Annotated in this window: 14 protein-coding genes and 1 pseudogene; 4 read left to right on the top strand and 11 right to left on the bottom strand. The window is 44.9% G+C overall.

All coding sequences use genetic code 11. The features are described from left to right. On the bottom strand, positions 1-437 hold a 437-nt coding region (locus tag AB5642_RS11465), incomplete at its 3' end, for a YigZ family protein (protein ID WP_368371630.1). A gap of 243 nt (positions 438-680) precedes the next feature. Here AB5642_RS11465 and AB5642_RS11460 point away from each other — a divergent pair. Next, positions 681-3278, top strand: a complete 2598-nt coding sequence (locus AB5642_RS11460; protein WP_368371629.1) for a transglycosylase domain-containing protein — start codon at positions 681-683, stop codon at positions 3276-3278. A gap of 221 nt (positions 3279-3499) precedes the next feature. On the opposite strand, the gene AB5642_RS11455 is transcribed toward AB5642_RS11460, so the two are convergent. From AB5642_RS11455 to ftsH, 4 genes are all read right to left on the bottom strand, one after another. Then, complete coding sequence (locus tag AB5642_RS11455) at positions 3500-4441, bottom strand: ROK family glucokinase (RefSeq protein WP_148463473.1); 942 nt, start codon at positions 4439-4441, stop codon at positions 3500-3502. A 118-nt stretch (positions 4442-4559) separates the two neighbouring features. Then, positions 4560-5492, bottom strand: a complete 933-nt coding sequence (gene hprK, locus AB5642_RS11450) for an HPr(Ser) kinase/phosphatase (RefSeq protein ID WP_368371628.1) — start codon at positions 5490-5492, stop codon at positions 4560-4562. 259 nt (positions 5493-5751) lie between these two features. Continuing rightward, the gene (gene uvrC / locus AB5642_RS11445; RefSeq protein ID WP_195391991.1) at positions 5752-7617 is read right to left on the bottom strand and encodes an excinuclease ABC subunit UvrC; all 1866 of its coding nucleotides are present in this window, start codon (positions 7615-7617) and stop codon (positions 5752-5754) included. A 66-nt stretch (positions 7618-7683) separates the two neighbouring features. Next, positions 7684-9726 carry an ATP-dependent zinc metalloprotease FtsH gene (ftsH, locus tag AB5642_RS11440; protein WP_195391990.1) on the bottom strand — a complete coding sequence of 681 codons (2043 nt, stop codon included), beginning with the start codon at positions 9724-9726 and terminating at the stop codon, positions 7684-7686. A gap of 415 nt (positions 9727-10141) precedes the next feature. Between ftsH and AB5642_RS11435 the strand changes: the two genes are divergently transcribed. After that, positions 10142-11620, top strand: coding sequence for a DUF1846 domain-containing protein (locus AB5642_RS11435; RefSeq protein WP_173719266.1), 1479 nt, complete (start codon positions 10142-10144; stop codon positions 11618-11620). A 160-nt stretch (positions 11621-11780) separates the two neighbouring features. On the opposite strand, the gene AB5642_RS11430 is transcribed toward AB5642_RS11435, so the two are convergent. The 3 genes from AB5642_RS11430 to AB5642_RS11420 all read right to left on the bottom strand — a co-directional run bounded on the left by AB5642_RS11430 (position 11781) and on the right by AB5642_RS11420 (position 16138). After that, positions 11781-13358, bottom strand: a complete 1578-nt coding sequence (locus AB5642_RS11430; RefSeq protein WP_148463477.1) for a hypothetical protein — start codon at positions 13356-13358, stop codon at positions 11781-11783. Between the two features lie 70 nt (positions 13359-13428). Then, positions 13429-14277 carry a shikimate dehydrogenase gene (aroE, locus tag AB5642_RS11425; RefSeq protein WP_148463478.1) on the bottom strand — a complete coding sequence of 283 codons (849 nt, stop codon included), beginning with the start codon at positions 14275-14277 and terminating at the stop codon, positions 13429-13431. A 523-nt stretch (positions 14278-14800) separates the two neighbouring features. After that, the gene (locus AB5642_RS11420; protein WP_148463479.1) at positions 14801-16138 is read right to left on the bottom strand and encodes an ATP-binding protein; all 1338 of its coding nucleotides are present in this window, start codon (positions 16136-16138) and stop codon (positions 14801-14803) included. Between the two features lie 185 nt (positions 16139-16323). Here AB5642_RS11420 and AB5642_RS11415 point away from each other — a divergent pair. Beyond that, positions 16324-16425: pseudogene (locus tag AB5642_RS11415) on the top strand (hypothetical protein); the annotation flags it as partial. 40 nt (positions 16426-16465) lie between these two features. Here the strand turns inward: AB5642_RS11415 and AB5642_RS11410 are convergent. Together AB5642_RS11410 and AB5642_RS11405 are read right to left on the bottom strand one after the other, a co-directional pair. Further along, on the bottom strand, positions 16466-17191 hold the full coding sequence (locus AB5642_RS11410; RefSeq protein ID WP_148463480.1) for a collagen-like protein: 726 nt from the start codon (positions 17189-17191) through the stop codon (positions 16466-16468). A 75-nt stretch (positions 17192-17266) separates the two neighbouring features. Beyond that, positions 17267-18346 carry a glycosyltransferase family 2 protein gene (locus tag AB5642_RS11405; protein WP_173719264.1) on the bottom strand — a complete coding sequence of 360 codons (1080 nt, stop codon included), beginning with the start codon at positions 18344-18346 and terminating at the stop codon, positions 17267-17269. Positions 18347-18541: 195 nt separating this feature from the next. On the opposite strand from AB5642_RS11405, the gene AB5642_RS11400 reads away from it, so the two are divergent. Further along, entirely contained in the window at positions 18542-19972 is a 1431-nt protein-coding gene (locus AB5642_RS11400) for a hypothetical protein (protein ID WP_173719263.1), read from the top strand. A 220-nt stretch (positions 19973-20192) separates the two neighbouring features. Here AB5642_RS11400 and AB5642_RS11395 read toward each other — a convergent pair. Beyond that, positions 20193-21268, bottom strand: a 1076-nt coding sequence (locus AB5642_RS11395) for an alpha-L-fucosidase (RefSeq protein ID WP_368371627.1), incomplete at its 5' end; no start/stop codon positions are given.

Raw genomic sequence — 21268 nt, 5'->3', positions numbered from 1 at the left:
GCTGTGTAATCTGCAGTCAGTGCCAGTAAAATCCCATGGTGCTTCTCTATCACCGTACTCTCCCCCAGACCAGCCTGCACTGCTCCGGAATAGGCACGCACAAGTCCGCCGGTACCAAGGAGCACGCCGCCAAAATATCTGGTCACAACTACCGCCACATTATAAATATCTTCCCCCAGTATCACATCCAGCATAGGCCTTCCTGCAGTTCCTGACGGCTCCCCGTCATCGCTGCACCTTGTAAACTCCCGATGTTCTCCAATAGAATAAGCATAGCAATTATGTCTGGCATCCCAGTATTTCTTCTTCATTTCCTCTATGAAAGCAAGAGCGTCCTCCTCTTTTTCCACCAGGCGCACCGTCGCAATAAACCGGGATTTCTTCTCCGTAATCTCCCCCTCGCCTCCTGCATAGATGGTCTTATAATTTTCCAGCATACGGAAACCTCCAAAAACTCATAATAAAATAAAGATAACAGCTTGTTCTTCCTCATTTGCTATAGTGTAACATGAATTGGCTTTTCTTTCCAGTCTTGTAAAAGGATGCTGTTCACCTTACTATTCACTGGTACCGTTCCGCGAGGTTTTTTTGTGAACAAAGTTCACAGAAATATTCGATTTTAGGGTTTATTTACGAACCTGGATTTGATATAATAGAACGGATTATAAAGGAGGTTTATCATGAACTACGGAAAAAAATCGGCCTCTAAGAAACGGAATTCTCTTATTTCCCGCTCGTCCATGATGGGAAAAAGGGCACATGTTTCGTTTATCAGAGTCCTTTTCATCGGCCTGATCGCCCTGTGCGTTGCAGTGTCCAGTCTTGGAATCGGTTCCATTCGTGGAATACTTGCAAATACGCCGGACGTAAATGAAGTGGATATCATGCCTCTTGGTTATGCCACTTTCCTCTATGACTGCAATGGTAATCAGATCCGTAAACTGGCAGCACCTAATGCCAACCGACTTCCGGTTTCCATTGACCAGATTCCGGAGGATCTGCAGCATGCAGTAGTGGCTATTGAGGATGAGCGTTTTTATGAGCATAATGGAATTGATGTAAGAGGTATTCTTCGTGCTGGTGTGAAAGCACTTACTACCGGAAGCTTTTCCGAGGGTGCAAGTACCATTACCCAGCAGCTTCTGAAGAACAACGTTTTCACCAACTGGACCAACGAATCTACACAGGTGGAGCGATTTACACGTAAGCTTCAGGAGCAGTTCCTTGCCGTTGAGATTGAGAAAAAGATTGGCGACAAGAACGTGATCCTTGAGAATTACCTGAATACCATCAACCTTGGTGCAGGTGCATACGGTGTACAGGCTGCTGCCCGTCAGTACTTTAATAAAGATGTGTGGGATCTGAATCTTTCCGAGTGCGCAACTCTGGCAGGTATCACCCAGGCTCCTACCAAATACAACCCTATCGAGAATCCCAAGGAAAATGCAAAGAGACGTAAAGAGGTTCTTGACCATATGCTGGATCAGGGTTACATCACTCAGGAGCAGTATGACGATGCTATTAATGATGATGTTTACACCCGCATTCAGGAAGCACAGGTTTCTAATACACAGTCTTCAAGCAAAACATACTCTTACTTTGAGGACGAGCTTACCAAGCAGGTTATCAATGATCTAATGAATATCAAGGGATACACCAAGACACAGGCACAGAACCTTCTGTATAGTGGTGGTCTGAAGATCATGACTACTCAGGATCCGGGCATTCAGAACATTGTGGATGAGGAATATTCCGATCCATCCAACTATCCGGATTACGTACAGTACGCACTTGATTATGCCCTTACCGTGAAACAGCCGGATGGCCAGGAAGTAAACTACAGCAAGGAAATGATGAAGCTTTACTTCCAGAATGAGGATCCGTCTTTTGATCTTTTGTTTGATTCCCAGGACGAGGGACAGACTTATGTAGACCGTTATAAAGCGAATATTCTTGCAGACGGAAGCACGGTTGTTGCAGAGCGTGTAAGCTTTGCCCCCCAGCCTCAGTCAGCAATGACGATCATTGACCAGCATACCGGATATGTGAAGGCGATCATTGGCGGACGTGGAACCAAGACTGCCAGCCTTACCCTGAACCGCGCTACAGACAGTACCCGTCAGCCAGGTTCTACATTTAAGATCGTATCCACCTATGCTGCGGCCCTTAATGAGAAAGGCATGACACTGGCTACCACTTACGAAGACCAGCCAATCACCTATGACAACGGTGCACCAGTCAATAATGCAAGCGGCAGCTTTAATGGTACCACTACGATCCGTACAGCGATCCGTAATTCTGTCAATACTGTTGCCGTTCAGTGTTTTGAGGATGTAACCCCTGAGCTTGGTCTGAAATACCTGGACAACTTTGGATTTACCACACTGGCACATGGTACAGAAGCGGATACCGATGCCAATGGCAATGTTTATACAGATGCCAACCTGCCTACAGCACTTGGCGGTCTGACCTACGGTGTTAAGAACGTAGAGCTTTGTGCCGCATACGCAGCCATTGCGAACGGCGGTAATTATATCAAACCGGTTTACTACACCAAGATTCTTGATCACAACGGAAACGTACTGATTGAGAACAACTCTGTAGGACGCTCCGTCATTAAGGAAACAACAGCTTATCTTCTTACAAGCGCCCTTGAGGATGTAGTTCAGAATGGTACCGGTACAGCCTGCCAGCTTGATAATATGGCAGTTGCAGGTAAGACAGGTACTACAGACGCATACAATGATCTCTGGTTCGTAGGATATACACCATATTACACATGTGCAGTATGGTCCGGTTACGATGGCAACCAGAAGATACCGGAAGGTGATGCACGTAATTTCCACAAGACATTATGGCGTAAGGTCATGAACCGGATCCATCAGGGAATGGAATACAAAGATTTCGAAGTTCCGGATGGTATTGAACAGATCAGTATCTGTGCTGATACAGGACTTCTTCCGAGAGTTGGCTGCCCGGTTACAGAGGAGTACTTTGATGTAGGAACCATGCCTACAGAGTACTGTGACCAGCATTTTTACGAATATGACGAAAGTCAGGATGAAGATATGGAAATCTACGATGCAAATGCCACTCCGACTCCAGATCCAGAAAATCCGGACGGCACAGACAATGCAGATGGCAGTGGCGGTGACGGCACTGGCGGCGATGGTACTGGCGGTGACGGCACTGGTGGTGACGGTACCGGTGACGGTGATATCCAGTATCCAGATGAAAGCGGCGGAGATTCTGGTAATGATGATATTTATTATTACTAAAAAGCTTTCAGCTGACAGTCAGTTATAAACAATTAAAACTGCAGTTTTCGTTTCCAGAAAGCTGCAGTTTTTTTCTGCCAAAATAATAGCTGTTCAGTGCCGGGAGCGATGAACTATATATACAAAGAAACGCCTTGCACAGAGTCTGCTGGATTCAGCAATCTTCTGCACAAGGCGTTTCCTGATTTTATGTATTATGAAATTCTCTGGATAATCTGAAATCAGTCTTTGATCACCATACGGGCTGCGCCATAGATACCGGCATCATTTCCAAGGCTTGCAAGAATGATCGGAGTACTCTTACAGGATGGGAATGCATATTTCTGATAATACTTCTGGATACAGTCTGTAAGAGGTTTGCCTGCTTTGGATACACCGCCGCCAATTACAATTGCCTCCGGGTCTGTTACACATGCAAACACGGCAAGTGTGCTTCCCAGAATATCGCCAACCTTCTCCATAGTCTTAACAGCCAGAGCGTCGCCCTCCTTGTAGAAATCAAGAACATTCTTGGCAGAAAGCTTCTCTACATGACGCATCTTGCTGTCCTCCTTGCTCTCCTCCAGAATGTCATTTGCCACACGTACAATTCCGGTTGCAGATGCATACTGCTCCAGACATCCGTGATTACCGCAGTTACATGGGCGAACTTCATTGTGATTGACACATGCATGTCCAATCTCTCCACCGGCACCGTGATAACCTGCGATGATCTTGCTGTCGATGATGATACCGCCGCCAACACCGGTTCCAAGTGTAACCAGGATCACGTTCTTGGCACCTTCTGCAGCACCCTTCCATGCCTCACCAAGAGCTGCGATATTGGCATCATTGGCTGCCTTTGCCGGAAGACCTGTAAGTGCGCTTAATTCGCTTGCTACGGCCTTAAAGCCCCAGTGCAGATTAACTGCCATAGGAACTTCACCATTCTCATTAACAGGTCCTGGAATGCCGATTCCAACACCGTCTACATTATCCTTTGTGATTCCTCTCTCATCCAGCTTCGTCTTGATTGCATCTGCAACATCCGGCAGGATTGAAGAACCGTTATTCTCCAGTCTTGTTGGAATCTCCCACTGCTCAACCAGAGTTCCATTCGTAAGAAACAGACCGCATTTTACAGAAGTTCCTCCTACGTCAATACCAAAACAATACATACCCATTGTAATTTTCCATCCTTTCTGATCTATGAATTACTATTCTATGCATTACTGTTCTATGCATTACTGTGCCTTAAAGCCTGTTTAAAAAATTATTTCAGCAATCTGCACACTCTGATTTTTATTCTTCTCTTTTTTTGGCAATATTCGCCTGAACACGCTTGTACAGCTCCTCAGCTGCATTGTAGCCCATCTTCTTCTGTCTGTGGTTAACGGCTGCAGACTCAACGATAACAGCCAGATTACGTCCTGGACGAATCGGAAGGGAATGGCATACGATCTTGTTTCCAAGATACTCCGTATACTCCTCATGAAGTCCCAGACGGTCGTACTCCTTGTCACGGTCCCACTCTTCCAGCTTGATAACAAGATTGACAGACTGGGTATCCTTAACACTCTCAACACCAAACAGGGTCTTCACATCAATAATACCAATACCACGAAGCTCAATAAAGTGACGTGTGATATCCGGTGCGGAACCAACTAAAGTAACATCACTTACCTTGCGAAGCTCAACAACGTCATCACTGACAAGACGGTGACCACGCTTGATCAGCTCAAGGGCTGCCTCGCTCTTACCAATACCGCTCTCGCCTGTGATCAGGACACCCTCGCCATAAACATCCACAAGCACACCGTGAATGGAAATACAGGGAGCCAGCTGGACGCCAAGCCAACGGATGATCTCTGCCATCAGACTGGACGTAGTTCTCTCTGTCACAAATGTAGGTACATTATATTTGTATGCAAGATCGATCATATCCTGTGACGGTCTTGTCATAGTGCTGAAGATGACACATGGGATCTTGCTGGAGATAAAACGCTCGTACTTGAATGTGCGCTCCTCATCGCTTAACTGCATCAGATAAGTATACTCTACATATCCGATGATCTGAACACGCTCGTTTGCAAAATGCTCCAGATATCCTGTAAGCTGCAAAGCCGGACGATTTATTTCTGCTGTCTTCACATAAATCTCTGTAAGGTCAATATCAGGCGTCAGGTTGGTCAGATTCAGTTCCTGCGCCAGCTTGGTAAGCTGTACACCCTTCATGCTTTTATCTCCTTTTTCTCTAATGAAGTCCTTCCCGCATAAGCAGTTCCCTGCAGTTACAAGATTCCTCATAATAGGTGAAAACTGTTATGCAGTCTGTGCAGGTTTCTTTGCACTGCACATAGAAATTATATACATTGCCAAAAATCCACACTTATCTGTATTATACACAATTTTTTCTGTAACTTCAATGTCGAATCTTGTTAAAACTGTTACTGTTCGCTCTATTCACAGTAACACGCTTCGCGATGCACAGAAATCATGCATTCGTATGATTTGGCGCTCTATGAAAAAACTGATAGACAGCCTCCGCGCTCTGTGCATTCATAGACTCTGTCTGACTTAATTCTTCCACAGAAGCATCCCTGATATTCTCAACAGACCGGAATCTTCTCATAAGAGCCTTTCGCCTGGTCTCGCCAATTCCCGGAATATCATCCAGAACGGAATGTACCTGTTCTTTGCTTCTAAGGGAGCGGTGATACTCAATGGCAAAACGGTGAGCCTCATCCTGGATCCTGGTTACCAGATGGAACCCCTCACCAGAAGTATCAATGGGAATTTCAACATTATTGAAATACACCCCTCTGGTTCGGTGATTGTCATCCTTTACCATACCACATACCGGAATATCAATTCCAAGCTCTCCAAGAACCTTCCGTGCAATGTTTACCTGGCCACGTCCGCCATCCATAAGGATCAGATCCGGAAGAATGGAAAAGCTGTCGTATTCGCCCTTGGATTCATGGGTAAAACGCCTTGTAAGCACCTCTTCCATGCTGGCGTAATCATTAGGTCCCTGCACCCATTTGATCTTGAATTTTCGGTAATCGCTGCGCTTCGGCTTGCCCTTTTCGTAAACCACCATGGAACCAACGGACTCAAACCCACTGATATTGGATATATCGTAGGCCTCCATACGCACAATATCCTTAAGCCCCAGCCAGTCCTCAATCTCCTTCACAGCGCCGATCGTACGTCCTTCTTCGCGCTTGATCCGTTCTCTGTCTTTGGAAAGAACCATCCAGGCGTTTTCCTTGGCAAGCTCCACCAGCTTCTCCTTTGTTCCCTTTTTCGGTACACGAATGTGAACGCGCTGTTTACGCCTTGCAGTCAGCCAGTCTTCAATAATTTCCCCATCCTCTATCTCTGTCTGCATCATGATTTCCGCCGGAATAAAAGGCGTTCCTGCATAAAACTGCTTCAGAAAGCTTGACAAAACCTGTGCTTTGGTATCGCCTCTTGCCACACGGAGAAAAAAGTGATCTCTGCCGATCAGCCTGCCTCCACGCATAAAAAACACCTGCACAACTGCATCCTGTTCCCGGAGATCTTCACTTTCATCCATGGCAACTGCAATAATATCCCTGTCCTCTTCCCCATAGGTAGTAATCTTCTGTCGCTCTCCGATCCGCCTGATACTGTTAATTAAATCACGATATCCTGCAGCATCCTCAAAACGCATCTCCTCTGAAGCTGCCATCATTTTTTCAGTCAGCTGATCAATGGTCTCCTGGAAATTTCCATTGAGAAAATGAAGTACCTGTCCAATGTTCTGCTTATACGCTTCCTCACTTACATTTCCCTGGCAGGGGGCCGTGCACTGCTTCATATGATAATACAGACATGGACGGTCTTTGCCGCAGTCACGGGGCAAGCTTCGGTTGCAGGATCGTACCATATAAATCTTGCGGACCAGCTCGATCACGTCTTTCACAGCTGTGGAGCTGGTATAGGGTCCGAAATATTTCGCCTTGTCCTTTTTCATGGTGCGGGAAAAAAGAACTCTGGGATAGGGCTCGTTTACCGTCACTTTAATGAATGGATAAGTCTTATCATCCTTCAACATGGTGTTATATTTCGGGCGGTGCTCCTTGATCAGGTTGCACTCCAGTACCAGCGCCTCCAATTCAGAATCGGTGACAATATACTCAAATCTGGTAATGTGAGTGACCATCTGCTCAATCTTTGCGCCTTTATTGCGGCTGCTCTGAAAATACTGGCGGACACGGTTCTTCAGACTGACCGCCTTTCCCACATAAATGATCTCATCTTTTTCCCCATGCATAATGTAGACACCAGGCTTACCGGGCAGCTTTTTTAATTCTTCTTCAATCAGGAACATAAAAACTCTCCTTTGTTGAAAAGAACCGGGAAAACATGTCTCCCGGTTCTGATGTTTTATCCTATATTATCTGTATTGTTCAATTGCAGGAACGGCAATAGCAGATTCCGCTGTCTCTGTGTCCGCATTTGCCTCATCCGTCTTATCCTCTGCTTTCACAGCCTCATCCAGCGCCTTCAGTCCTTCTGCATCCAACACATCTGAAACTTCCAGTCCCTTCTCCACTGCGCGGAAAATGATCATAAATTCCTTACCGGTAATGGTCTCCTTGCGGATCAGATAAGCAGCAATCTTGTCCAAAGCCTTTCTGTGGTTGCTGATCAGGCGCTTCGCCTCCTCATAAGAAACACGAAGCAGCTCCATAACCTCATGGTCAACTTCCGTAGCTGTATTGTCACCGCAATTAAGCACTGCACGACCATTCAGATACTGATTCTCCTGAGTTGCAAGACCCATCAGACCAAACTTCTTGGACATACCATACTGGGTGATCATAGCACGGGCAACCTTGGTGGCCTGCTCAATATCATTGGAAGCACCCGTTGTCACGCTGTCAAAAACGATCTCTTCAGCAGCACGTCCGCCAAGATATCCGACCAGCATAGCTTCCAGTTCTTTCTGGGTATTCAGATATTTCTCTTCTTCCGGAACCTGCATAACATAACCAAGTGCGCCCATAGTACGAGGTACAATGGTGATCTTCTGTACCGGCTCGGAATCCTTCTGAAGGGCACTTACCAGTGCGTGTCCTACCTCATGATAGGATACGATACGGCGCTCCTGGACACTTAAAATACGGTCTTTCTTCTCTTTTCCAACAAGAACCACCTCAACAGACTCCAGAAGATCCTTCTGGGAAACTGCGTGACGGCCATTCTTAACAGCCAGGATGGCGGCCTCATTGACCATATTTGCAAGATCAGAACCAACGGCACCGGATGTGGCAAGGGCAATTGCCTCGAAATCAACGGTATCGTCAAGCCTTACATTCTTCGCATGAACCTTCAGGATATCAATACGTCCTTTCAGGTCCGGACGGTCAACGATAACACGGCGGTCAAAACGTCCCGGACGAAGAAGTGCCGGATCCAGTACCTCCGGGCGGTTGGTAGCTGCCAGGATCAGAAGTCCCTTGGAAGTATCAAAACCATCCATCTCAGCAAGCAACTGGTTCAAAGTCTGCTCACGCTCGTCATTACCTCCGCCGTAATGGGAATCACGGCTCTTTCCAATGGCATCAATCTCATCAATAAATACGATACACGGCGCATTCTTCTTGGCTTCCTCAAAAAGATCACGGACACGGGAAGCACCTACGCCAACGAACATCTCCACAAATTCTGATCCGGAAAGGGAAAAGAACGGTACATGTGCCTCCCCTGCAACAGCCTTGGCAAGAAGGGTTTTACCTGTACCCGGAGGCCCTACAAGCAGGGCGCCCTTCGGCAGTTTAGCACCAATTTCCACGTATTTGCCTGGATTGTGAAGAAATTCCACAACCTCCTGCAAGGATTCCTTGGCCTCATCCTGTCCGGCAACATCCTTAAATGTGATTCCGGTCTCTTTCTGTACATACGCCTTGGCGCGGCTTTTCCCAACGCCCATCATACCACCGCCGCCTTTGTTCATGCGGCGCATAAAGAACATAAGAAGCACAAACAGAAGCACAGACGGTAAAAGTACGCTAAGCATCATTGCCATAAATTCTCCGAAAGCATCCGGCGGCTCAGATTTAAAAATAATACCGGTTCCTTCCAGACGTTTGGTAAGGGCAGTCTCATCTTCTGTCAGATTGGTGTAATAACTGATCTCCTGATAAGGATTCACCTGCTTCTTCGGCACGATAGTCAGATTATCGGACTGAAGTGTAACGGATTTCACTTCATCGTTATTCACCATGTCAATAAACTTATCATACGTAATCTCACTGGAATTATCCTGCAGCATATTGGTAAACAGGCTGAAACACACCAGAGTAACCAAAAGACATATCAGAAAAGCCAGAATGGACTGATGATTTTTCTTATTGCGGTTGGGATCCTGATCTCTTCTTGGATCCCCTTTATCAGGGCGGCGTCCGCCTTGATTGTTATCCAGATTATTATCCATTTCATTCCTCCTTACTATCTTTTCTATTATAAAGATAAAACGCAGATAAATCAACCTGGATATTGTGAAAACCCTCTGAATTTTTGAGAAAAAAAGGTCAAAAAAATTCACATCAGAAAAAAAATAGATACTTTTTTTACGGCGCAAACTGTAGTATACTAGAGCGTGTTTGAAAAAGGCTTTCTGCAGGATGTGCGTACAATTTGCAGGAATGATTTTTCTAATACAGTCCAGGAACATATTTTTTAAGGCAGGTGCAGAACGCATCTGCTGTATCCTTTTTACCTGTAACTTTACAGTAAGAAACAACATAATGGATGAGGAACTAAAAGATTACTATGTGCCGCAAATATTCCGCAAGGTGTTTTGTGAACATAGTAAAGAACAGCCCAGAGAAAGAGGGAGGAAAGACAGAATGAAAAAAATTGGGTTCGATAATGACAAATATCTGAAAATGCAGTCCGAGCACATTCGTGAACGAATCAGCAAATTTGACAACAAACTTTATCTGGAATTTGGAGGCAAGTTATTTGATGACTACCACGCTTCCCGTGTTCTTCCAGGATTTGAGCCGGACAGCAAGCTGCGCATGCTGATGCAGCTTTCCGACCAGGCAGAGATCGTAATCGTAATCGGTGCACCTGATATTGAAAAGAATAAGGTCCGCGGTGACCTTGGCATCACATATGATGAGGACGTGCTCCGTCTGATGAACGAATTTACAAGCAGAGGACTTTATGTAGGAAGCGTCTGCATCACACGTTACTCCGGACAGAACAGTGCTGATGCGTTCAAGAAGCGTCTGGAGAAGCTTGGAATCAAGGTTTATGTCCTTTATAATATCCCAGGTTATCCAAGCAATACTTCCCTGATCGTAAGTGACGAGGGATACGGCAAGAATGACTATATCGAAACCACCCGCCCGCTGGTTGTTATCACAGCGCCTGGACCTGGAAGCGGAAAAATGGCTACCTGTCTTTCCCAGCTTTATCATGAATACAAGAGAGGAATCAGCGCAGGCTATGCCAAGTTCGAGACTTTCCCAATCTGGAATATCCCGCTGAAGCACCCGGTAAACCTGGCTTATGAGGCAGCTACCGCTGATCTGAATGATGTCAACATGATCGACCCATTCCATCTGGAAGCTTATGGTCAGACTACTGTCAACTATAACCGTGACGTAGAGATTTTCCCTGTTGTACAGGCTATGTTTGAGAAAATCATGGGCGAGTGCCCATACAAATCTCCTACAGATATGGGAGTTAATATGGCTGGAAACTGTATTGTAGATGATGAGGTTTGCCAGGAGGCTTCCCGTCAGGAGATCATCCGCAGATATTACAAGAGTATGGATGCGCTTATGTCCGGTACCGGCACAGAGGAGGAGGTTTACAAGATCGAGCTTCTTCTGAAGCAGGCACATGCCACACTGGAGGACCGCAAGGTTGTTCCTGCTGCCCTGGAAAGAGAGAAAGAAACTGGTGCTCCGGCTGCTGCCATGGAGCTGGAGGACGGAAGGATTATCACAGGTAAGACCTCTGATCTGCTTGGTGCATCCTCTGCCCTTCTTCTGAATGTGTTGAAAGAGCTTGCAGGAATTGATTACCAGAAGCATGTGATCTCCCCGGATGCTATTCACCCTATTCAGGAGCTGAAAACAGATTATCTTGGAAGTAAGAATCCGCGTCTTCATATGGATGAGACCATGATTGCCCTTTCCATCAGTGCTGCTACGAATCCAGAAGCACGTCTTGCCCTGGAGCAGTTTCCAAAGCTGAAAGGCTGCCAGGCACATACTTCTGTTATGCTGTCTTCTGTGGATGTACTTTCCTTCCGTAAACTGGGCGTGGAGCTGACCTGTGAGCCGAAATTCGAGCAGGGGAAGAAGCTGTAGGGATAAGCAGGCATAGATTTTGTTGCTGCGTAATATAAAGCTCTGACAAATGATTATTAAAAGAATTATCATTTGTCAGAGCTTTTTCTTTCCTACTTTCTCCAAACTTCAAGTATTTTTTCATTTTTACTTCAATTATTTTTAGAGCGAGTTTGAAAAATCACCGTTCTTCTGCGGTATCACATTCCCCGCTCATCTTCTTCGCAGTCTCTTCAGGCACTTCGATCAGTCCAAATTTCCAGAACAATGGGTAAATATAAGAAATCCCTCTAATATCCCCTAATGCCTTGGGGCGTTTCACGATGCCGGATATCTGCCGGCAATTTTGGAATGCCATTTTTATGCTGCTCCAGGATAAGGTTTTGCTGTTTTCCCGGCGGTCGATGAGAAGCTCTTTGTTGTAGGTTCCGTCTTTGCCGATTTTCAGCTTGTACTGGTATGGGAGACCAGAGGCTGTGCGAAATGGGTAGTTTTGGAAGGCTGCAATTGCTGACCAAAGAGTCTCTTCCACACAGTTCTGTCTAAGAGCATCAAGAACTATCTGCTGCTCATCTGTCAATTCCAACTTGTCATATGCTTTTATTTTTCTATCTGTAAATCCAGTTTCGGCTTTGTACTCATCATTTTGTTCCTTTACTTTATCCCAATTGCCGTTCTCTTTCTCCAGCATTACTTTCAACAGCCTTATAATTCCTTTGATTTCCTGCACACTCTGAACACTCAATACATGGAAATCTATTTTCTTTTCCCTGGAACTATATTTCTCTTCCAGAAGCTTTGCCTTTTCCTCATCATGATCCTTGTATCTGGCTTTCCCGGACATATAAGCATAAGAATTGGCAGTTCCCGGATATTCAATATTTTCCTGCAGATAAAATGGAGATGGATTCTCTTCCAGATCATGCTTCAGGCAATTCAGTTTCTCTAAAAACTTCCCGGTAACTTCCGGGTAATGCTCTTTTATATACACAAGATTCTTATGCAGACATACTGCACTTTTTTCCATCATCTGCCGTTCTTTTGGATTCTTCAGACAGTCATATTCATAATCCTGAACTTCATGTCCTTCCATGGAACGGATCAACTCACTATACCAGTACATATGCTGCGCAGAATTGTCCGGAAACATAAAGTAAGTGGAAAATTCATGGTCGATCATCGGAGCCAGCCTCAGAATTTCTCCTTTTTTATTACAAACGAACGCAATATTCTCATAGTGATAATTCTGATCGCCTTTCAGCACAGAAACCAGGATCTGCATGGCAAGCTGCTCTGCCATATCTTTATGATTCTGGAAATAGGAAGCCTCCAGAATATCCGTATAGTCATAAAACATCATACAGTAATTCTCATACTGATCTATATCTACCTTTTTATCCGGATACTTCCGAAAGAATTCCAGAAGATTCAAAAGCTGCTCATCTTTATTATAAATCCTTGGAACCACAGTCCCATAATCATAGTATTTCTGTGTCTCTTCTTCATAACCATGGCAAAAAGCCAGCTGATATAAAGGCGCCGATACAAAATATTCATTTATCACATTCGACCAGAACACTTCCGCATAAGCGAACAAAGGCGTAGAAAATGGCTTGGATTTACTCAACGGCTTAAAAATCTGATTTCCACTGTAAACTGGAAAATGTTTCTCTCCCTTTACTACGCCGACTGCTTCCGCGGTCAGATTGCCTATTCTGTCTGCATAATTGAAGTGGACAGTTTCATAATTTATTTTCAAAGGTCTCACATCCTTTTTGTTTAAAAAGATTCAATCTGACATCTTTCTTTTCAGAAAAAGCCTATCTTCCTTACTCAAACTCCTTCTTCAGCGCATCCTCCATCACATCTACCGGCGCTTCCACACCTGTCCAGAGGGTGAAATTCAGTGCGGCCTGCTGTACCAGCATTCCAAGACCGGTGATAGTTTTTGCACCATTTTCTGCTGCAGACTTTAGGAAAATTGTTTCCGCAGGATTAAATATGACATCGCATACACACATTTCCGGTGTGATGGTAGTATAATCAATGTCTGGCTTGTCTGTCACATTTGGAGAAAACCCGATTGAAGTGGCATTGATTAAAATATCTGTATCAGATGGAATTGCCATATTGTTTTTCCAGTTAAGATACTTTGCACTGCTATCTGTTTTCATCTGAATAAGAGATGCCAGTTCCTCACCTTTTTCAATGCTTCGATTGATAATATTGATATGGGCAGCCCCATTTAATGCACATTCAACAGCTATCGCCCTGGCTGCTCCGCCAGCGCCAAGAATAGTCACATTTTTCTTATCCAGAGTCTCACCAGAATTCTTCAACGCGGTTACAAACCCTTTTCCATCCGTATTCTCACCGAATAGTTTTCCCTCTTTCTGGATAACCGTATTCACTGCTCCGATAATCTCTGCTGCCGGACTCAGTTCATCCAGATAAGGGAGAACCTTGATCTTGTGAGGCATGGTAAGATTGATTCCCTTCATGCCAAAGATTTTCACACTGTCCATTGCCTTTCCAAGATCCTCTGGAAGCACTTTAATGGTCAGATAACGATAATTCAAATTTTTCGCTGCAAACGCAGCCTCCTCAACTACACCAGTAGGATTATCATCCACTGGATCACCAAAAACGCCTGTTAATTCTGCACGATAGTTTTTCATATTTGAATGCCCCTTTCTCTTTTTTCAAAATCATCCTTAAAATCGAATCCAAACTCACTTTCACAATGCATCCGAATAAATACCGCTCACTCCCATAGCCCTGTATTTCTCCCATTGTCCCCGGTAATTCACAGTATGGGTATATACTTTGATCTTGTATTTCTTAAAATATTTCACTACTTTGGAAGTTACCCGTCCTTTTGGAATTGTTACTACGTTGCCGGATAATGGGATCCTTGGTATACCAATGGCTCTGGGCGTGTGCCGGCTAGGCGGGAATTATGAGAACGGCTATTAATAAAACAATTGTGTATAAAAGTTTTTTCATGTATTTATTTTCCCTAAAAACACATTGTAACTGAAAAGTACGATTAACCAGATTCATAACTTTTCCCCCTTCGCACATGCTCCTATATAAAAATAGATTTCATAGTATTACTATTTCCTGTTTTTATAATGATACCATGAAAGCTTTAGAGTCTCAATAATTTTGTGGGCAGCAATATTGCCAGCGTCTCAAGGGTTATGGTTCACTCCCCAATGCCAATCCGATCAGTCTATCCGCCTGATCTGCCATGAATAACGGAATATTCAACACATCATTGTCCAGTTTCAGATTATCCAGTGAGAAACGGATGCGTAGCTTGACCTTATCAGGGAACAGTTCCTTGAACTTCTTCATACTCTTGCTGGTTGTGTTTGCTTCGGATTTGACCTCCACGGGAAAGATGTCGTTCTCCCGCTGAATGAGGAAATCCACTTCGTAAGGTGGGTTGTTCTGGCTCCAATAACGAGGCATGACTTCAAACTGAGTAATTAAAGTCTGCAACACAAAGTTTTCGGTTAATGCGCCTTTGAATTCAGTAAAAAGGCGGTTGCCTTCGCCAAAAGCAGTGGGGGCCAACTGTGCCAGACGGCGAAGCAGTCCCACATCCACCAGATAAATTTTGAAAGCCGACAAGTCATCGTAAGCTGCAATCGGCAGGCCAGGAGCTGAGCTGCGATAAATTTTATGCACTAAACGGGCATCCACCAGCCATTGTAAGGCATTCTCGTACTCACGGGCTCGTGCACCTTCCTTGACCACTTTATAGATGAACTTCTTGTTCTCTCTTGCCAGTTGAGACGGAATGGATTTCCAGATCATTGAGATTTTCGGGAACTCGCTGAGATTAGGATGTTTGGCAAAATCACGCTCATAGGCTCCGAGGATTCCGGATAATGCTTCCTGCATAGCAGAAACATCCCGTGCCTCCGTCCACATCAATACCGACTCCGGCATACCACCGGTGACATAGTACATTTTCAGCTTCTCATACAGCGGATTAAAGAAGGCGTCAGGGATGGGTTCAAGGGTGTCCACCTGTTCCAGATACTGTGCCAGGTTTTCATCACCGTTGGCAAGCAGGAATTCATTAAAGGTCATCGGGTCAATCTGCATAAAGTTGACCTTACCGACCGGAAAAGAAGAGGGTTTCGCCAGAGCAATACCTAACAGAGAACCGGCGCAGGCAACGTGATACTGCGGTGCGTTCTCGCAAAAATACTTCATAGAGTTAATGACCTTAGGGCAGTCCTGCACCTCATCAAAGATGATAAGGGTTTTTTCAGGCACAATTTTTTGACCGCTTGCCAGCATAAGGTTTTGTAGAATCCGGTCCACATCCTTGGTTGTTTCAAAAAATTGCTTATATTCTTCATTTTCGTCGAAGTTAAAGTAAGCTGTATTTTCATAATAACGTCTGCCGAACTCTTTCAGAATCCAAGTCTTTCCTACCTGACGTACGCCCTTCAATATTAAAGGCTTGCGGTAGGGAGAATTCTTCCAAGCCAGCAACTTTTTTAAGATAAATCGTTCCATAGAATCACCCGTCACATTTTTATTGGAGTTTTATGCTTGATAATCACATTTTTATTAGAGTTTTGTGCTTAATAATCACACTTTTATTATATGCGAAATTCATGAAATTACAACCGAAAACACAAAATTATTTAATTTTAATGCTTAGCAATCACACTTTTATATGAGAAAGGACTGGAAATGGATTGCTCCATTTCCAGTCCTTGCCCTCATTGCGGTATATTTCACCCGAATTCGGTTGCTGTAGCCGCTACTGCGCCCTCATCTGGGCGAAATCTCCCACAAATTATGACGCACATCTTGCAGAAAGCCTTTTTCAAACATGTGCTAAGATTGCAGAATTCCGGCAGCGCGAAGATTTGCCAGAAGTGTATTTAGCTGTGTCACAGCATCCTCTGTACCAGTAGCATCTGCTACTGCCGCTGCCGGAGTTGGCGCTGGGCCAGTAGGACCAATCGGGCCGTCTGCTCCGACAGGACCGGTTGGGCCTGTCGCTCCGGCTGGACCGGTTGGGCCTGTTGCTCCGGCTGGACCGGTTGGACCTGCTTCTCCAGCGGGACCGGCGGGGCCAGTTGCTCCGGCTGGACCGGTTGGGCCTGTTGCTCCGGCTGGACCGGTTGAGCCTGTCGCTCCGGCTGGGCCGGTTGGGCCGGTTGAGCCTGTCGCTCCGGCGGGGCCGGTTGGGCCGGTTGAGCCTGTCGCTCCGGTGGGGCCGGTTGGGCCGGTTGAGCCTGTCGCTCCGGCTGGGCCGGCTTCTCCGGCAGGCCCCATAACGCCTGGCATACCAGGCTCTCCCTGCGGGCCCATAGGACCTGCAGGGCCTACTGCTCCCTGGCATCCTCTTGGTCCCATAGGACCAGTCACACCGGGACACCCTCTTGGACCAATAGGTCCCATAGGACCGGTTGCACCACGAGGCCCTGTGGCTCCCTGTCCCGAACAACTGCAATCGCAGCCGCAGCGATTATTGTTTCCAAAACAGGATGTACAGGTGATATCACCAGAAGCTTCCTTTTCAGAAGAATTTTTCTGATTATGACGATCAAAAAACATACACATTCTCCCATAACAGCTTAGATATTCACTATCAATATATGAAATACTAACAATACAGGTGAATTTTCCCTCTCACTCCATACCCCAAACATCCCAGAAATACTTCTCATTTCCAATAACTGCCTGATGCAGAGGCTTCAATACTCTTGCCTTTTTATGAAATTCAAACGCCTCCCTGTGCCTTCCCGCTTTATCCAGACATACACACATCTGTATCGCAGGTATAAAATCATGACTGTCTGCAATATAAAAACCGCCGTTTTTCTTTTTCCGTGGCGCAAGAAGAGCCTGCTGATACCAGTATGCTGCCGTCACATACTCCCTTTTTTCCATAAACAATCTTCCTATCTCACAACAGATCTCCGCTCTCGGAACATCCATCGTAAAGCTGTAAAAAAGTATATCAAAAGCAGCTGCATTCTCTCCCATTGCCTGATAACAGCAGGAAAGAACCAGACAGCTGTTCAGTTTATCCTCTATCCAGCCATCTGGTTCTTCCAGAAATTTTTTTAAAATTAAAATTGCATACTCATATTGCTTATGATAAAAAAGCTCCCGCCCATAATAAAAGAAATGTCTCGGTTCCATTTTTTCACCGGCATCAATCATCTGCTCATATATATGCAGATTGCGAAAAGACTCTCCAGCCTTTATTTTTCGATGCTCAATCACCACATCCGAATATAAAATATTCCCCGCAGGAACAACCGTTTCGTGGACGCGCCCCTGCCATCTGAAATTCCGGGAAGTCTTCATAATACGCTCTCTGTAATAAGAAAACGTAACATGCTCCCATTCATCAAATCCCACTGCATAATCCATCATAACCACATCCGTATCTGAATCCATGCTCTCTTTCAACCTGAGCAGCTTCTCTTGATTTTCCGGCGTAATGACGTCATCTGCATCCAGCCACATCCAATAATCCGTATCTGCTTTTTCCGTAATAAAATTGCGGGCAGCAGAGAAATCATCTTTCCACAAAAAATCATAAACCTCATCGGTAAACTCCCTGGCAATCTCCTTCGTTTTATCCACCGATCCGGTATCGCAAATATAGATTTTGTCCACAAGCTTGCTCATCGGCGTGAGGATTCTGCGAAGTACCGCCTCCTCATTTTTTACGATCATACACAGGCCAATTGATATCATTCCAAATATCCTTTTTTCAATAGCCTATGCAGGACAAATTACTTCTATTCCCATTTGCCGCTTCCGGATATCCGCATTTTTTCCAGCAATAACGCTTTCCTTACGGATTACCTGTCATTTGTGTCAGTGACAAAGTCTCCAAAATCTGGGAAAATAAAAATACAAAACATTCCACATAGAAAAGAGGTGCTGAATATGAGAAAAAAAATATGGAAAATACTACCTCTTGTGACCGGACTTGTGCTTCTGACTGCCAGTAGCGCTCTCACCGTTCATGGAGAAAGTGACAACACCATTGACGTAACCCTGTTCAAGCTTAACCTTCCGGATGACTGGAGCTATGATCCGAATGATATCAGCGATTATGAATACACCTGCTCCGTCAGCGTATTCGAAGGTGCTGACAAGGACAACTCACAAAATGATTTCACCATTAAAGCAAATGAAGAATCAAGCTACTCTTTCCGCAAATATCTGCAGACCTCCGATATCGATCTTCATGACTATGCAGACGGCACTATTGAAAAAACAACCATTGGCGATGTGGATTATATACGAACCACAGACAATTTTGACAGAATTTACTACATTTATCGTCACGAGCCATCCGGTGTGACCTACAAAGTTATCATTTCCGGAGAAGAAAATGATTCTGTCAGAAACGTTTTTAACAATCTGGAACTGAAATTAGAGGACACCGGCAATGTAGAAGCACCTTACCCATGGGATGGAACTCCATTCACACCGGCTCCGCAGAGTATAGCTGTTGGAGATTATACCGTCACTCCGGAGTATATTCCATTTAGTGTTTCCCAGAACGGATTTGAGATCATGCGTCACCAGTTTGCAATATCTGGAGACCGGATGTATCATCAGCTGAATAATACTCTGGAAACTTACGAATATACTGGAAGCACCCTGAATCTTCTTTCTTCTGATACAATGGACGAGCAGGGAATGGATCTTTTTACAGACACGGACGGAAAACTTTATATTTCCCGTAACGGTGGAAAAGGAATCGTTATGAAAGACGGGCAGACCATATTGGAGACCGGCACAAGCGGTTACCTGTCTGTACACCCATCCGGTGCCTGGGGCATTACCAGCTACCTTGGCTATGATACGGAAAAAGTAACCTTCCAGGACGGCAGCGTGCTTACAGAGCCCTGGATCTTAACCTCCATGAATGATGACGAGGCACGAACCGGTATTTTTAAATTTGTCAGCCTGGTTGAGATCAGCAATGATCATATTATGGTATACGGACGTCTTGCAGGAGATGACACCCCATCGAAAATAGCAGTTTATGATCTGGAGGGCAACCAGCAGCTGCTTCTTGGCGGTGACCAGCACGAGGATCCTGCTTATTTCGGAAGTCTCACGGGAATAGCTGAGACAGCGAATGGCTATATTGCAGCAGATGGAAATATGCGAGAATTCTACTTCTGGTCAAAGGACGGAACTCTCCTCGCCGAAGTAGACTGCTACGATATGTTTGGAACCAGATACCCCTGGATTGAAGATATGAAAGTTGCAGAGGATGGTTCTGTGATGGTTCTTATGACACAGGACCGTGACGACGACTCTGCAAGCGAATTAATGGTATTCCGACTTACAGGTTTCTGATACATTCCCCTCACGAAAGGGCAGGTTGTGGAGAACATCCACACCTGCCCTTTTAAGTATCGTAACTTGTATATGATTTTTAACCGTGTCACAACAAAATGCCGCTTGTCCATGCAGCAATTAATGAGCTGCACAGACAAACGGCAAGCACTTCTTCTGTAAAGAAATTTATTCAATTTTGAAAAGATCTATCATGCTCTTCACAGGGTCAAAAAATCCATCAACAACTGATTTTCAATGTATACGCATACTGTTTCTGGATATTTTCCGGGATCTTTACTGACAGATTTTCTCCCTTCTGCTCCCAGGATAATTCACCAGCTTCTCCCAGTAATGTAACAGTTGCTCCCGAAGGGATCTCCAGATCCTTGATTACTACAGAAGCGTCAAGCTCTTCATCCAGGATCACGGCATACAACTGATTTCCTTTCTTTGTGAAACGAACCTGCTGTCCCTTCTCAGTTTCTGCTTCCTGTTTTTCCCAGTAGGTTGTTTCGTAAATAGCCTCTCCATTAATCTTCAGCCATTTTCCAGTTTCCAGCAGAGGCTTTTTCTGTTCCTCCTGAATGCTTCCGTCAGCTCTCGGACCTACATTAAGAAGTAAGTTACCATTTTTGCTCACTGCATCAACCAGCATATAAATAATCTCTTTGGCTTTCAGCATATACTTAGGATCTTCGTTCTGATTGTATCCAAAAGACATTCCCATTCCACGGGTCAGCTCCCATTTTTTCTTCTGAAGCTTCATCTCATTTGCATACTCCGGAGAAGTATAATCACAGAATCCCTCTGGAACTAAAATACCACTTATTCCACCCTCAGCCAGCTGTTTATTCAGTTTTTCAACCAGGCGCTTCTTCTCTTCATCAGAATGTACGCTATACTGACGCCAACGGTCATTAATTACACCCTCGGGAACTGTATTATAATAATCCGCATACAACTCATTCAAATCACACTGTGCCGGAAATCCAATATCATTCCAGAGAATAGACGGTTTATATTTATGGATAAGTTCTTCTGTCTGATTCCAGGAATACTCAGCATATTCATCTGTTACCACATGGTGATTTACCCAGTTTTCCATACCATCAATTGGGTAATCCTTAAATGTCCAGTCGAAAATACCGGAATAATACAGGCCCATCTTCATGCCTCTTGCACGTACTGCATCTGTAATTTCTCCAACCAGATCACGTTTTGACTGATACTCTGGCATCTTGGGGTTTTTATATTCACTTGGCCACAGACAATATCCATCATGATGTTTGGTAACAAGTACTACATACTTTGCAC

This window comes from Ruminococcus sp. 1001136sp1_2201st1_G3_2201SCRN_220225 (assembly GCF_040924365.1).
In the GTDB taxonomy this organism is placed as follows: Bacteria; Bacillota; Clostridia; order Lachnospirales; family Lachnospiraceae; genus Blautia_A; species Blautia_A faecis.
The sequence above is the reverse complement of the archived record's forward strand: the minus strand, read 5'-3'. Positions and strand labels throughout refer to the sequence as shown.

Coding starts and splice junctions, on each gene's coding strand:
- AB5642_RS11460 (WP_368371629.1), top strand. CDS start 681: ATGAACTACGGAAAAAAATCGGCCTCTAAGAAACGGAATTCTCTTATT.
- AB5642_RS11455 (WP_148463473.1), bottom strand. CDS start 4,441: ATGGGTATGTATTGTTTTGGTATTGACGTAGGAGGAACTTCTGTAAAA.
- hprK (WP_368371628.1), bottom strand. CDS start 5,492: ATGAAGGGTGTACAGCTTACCAAGCTGGCGCAGGAACTGAATCTGACC.
- uvrC (WP_195391991.1), bottom strand. CDS start 7,617: ATGTTCCTGATTGAAGAAGAATTAAAAAAGCTGCCCGGTAAGCCTGGT.
- ftsH (WP_195391990.1), bottom strand. CDS start 9,726: ATGGATAATAATCTGGATAACAATCAAGGCGGACGCCGCCCTGATAAA.
- AB5642_RS11435 (WP_173719266.1), top strand. CDS start 10,142: ATGAAAAAAATTGGGTTCGATAATGACAAATATCTGAAAATGCAGTCC.
- aroE (WP_148463478.1), bottom strand. CDS start 14,277: ATGAAAAACTATCGTGCAGAATTAACAGGCGTTTTTGGTGATCCAGTG.
- AB5642_RS11420 (WP_148463479.1), bottom strand. CDS start 16,138: ATGGAACGATTTATCTTAAAAAAGTTGCTGGCTTGGAAGAATTCTCCC.
- AB5642_RS11410 (WP_148463480.1), bottom strand. CDS start 17,191: ATGTTTTTTGATCGTCATAATCAGAAAAATTCTTCTGAAAAGGAAGCT.
- AB5642_RS11405 (WP_173719264.1), bottom strand. CDS start 18,346: ATGATATCAATTGGCCTGTGTATGATCGTAAAAAATGAGGAGGCGGTA.
- AB5642_RS11400 (WP_173719263.1), top strand. CDS start 18,542: ATGAGAAAAAAAATATGGAAAATACTACCTCTTGTGACCGGACTTGTG.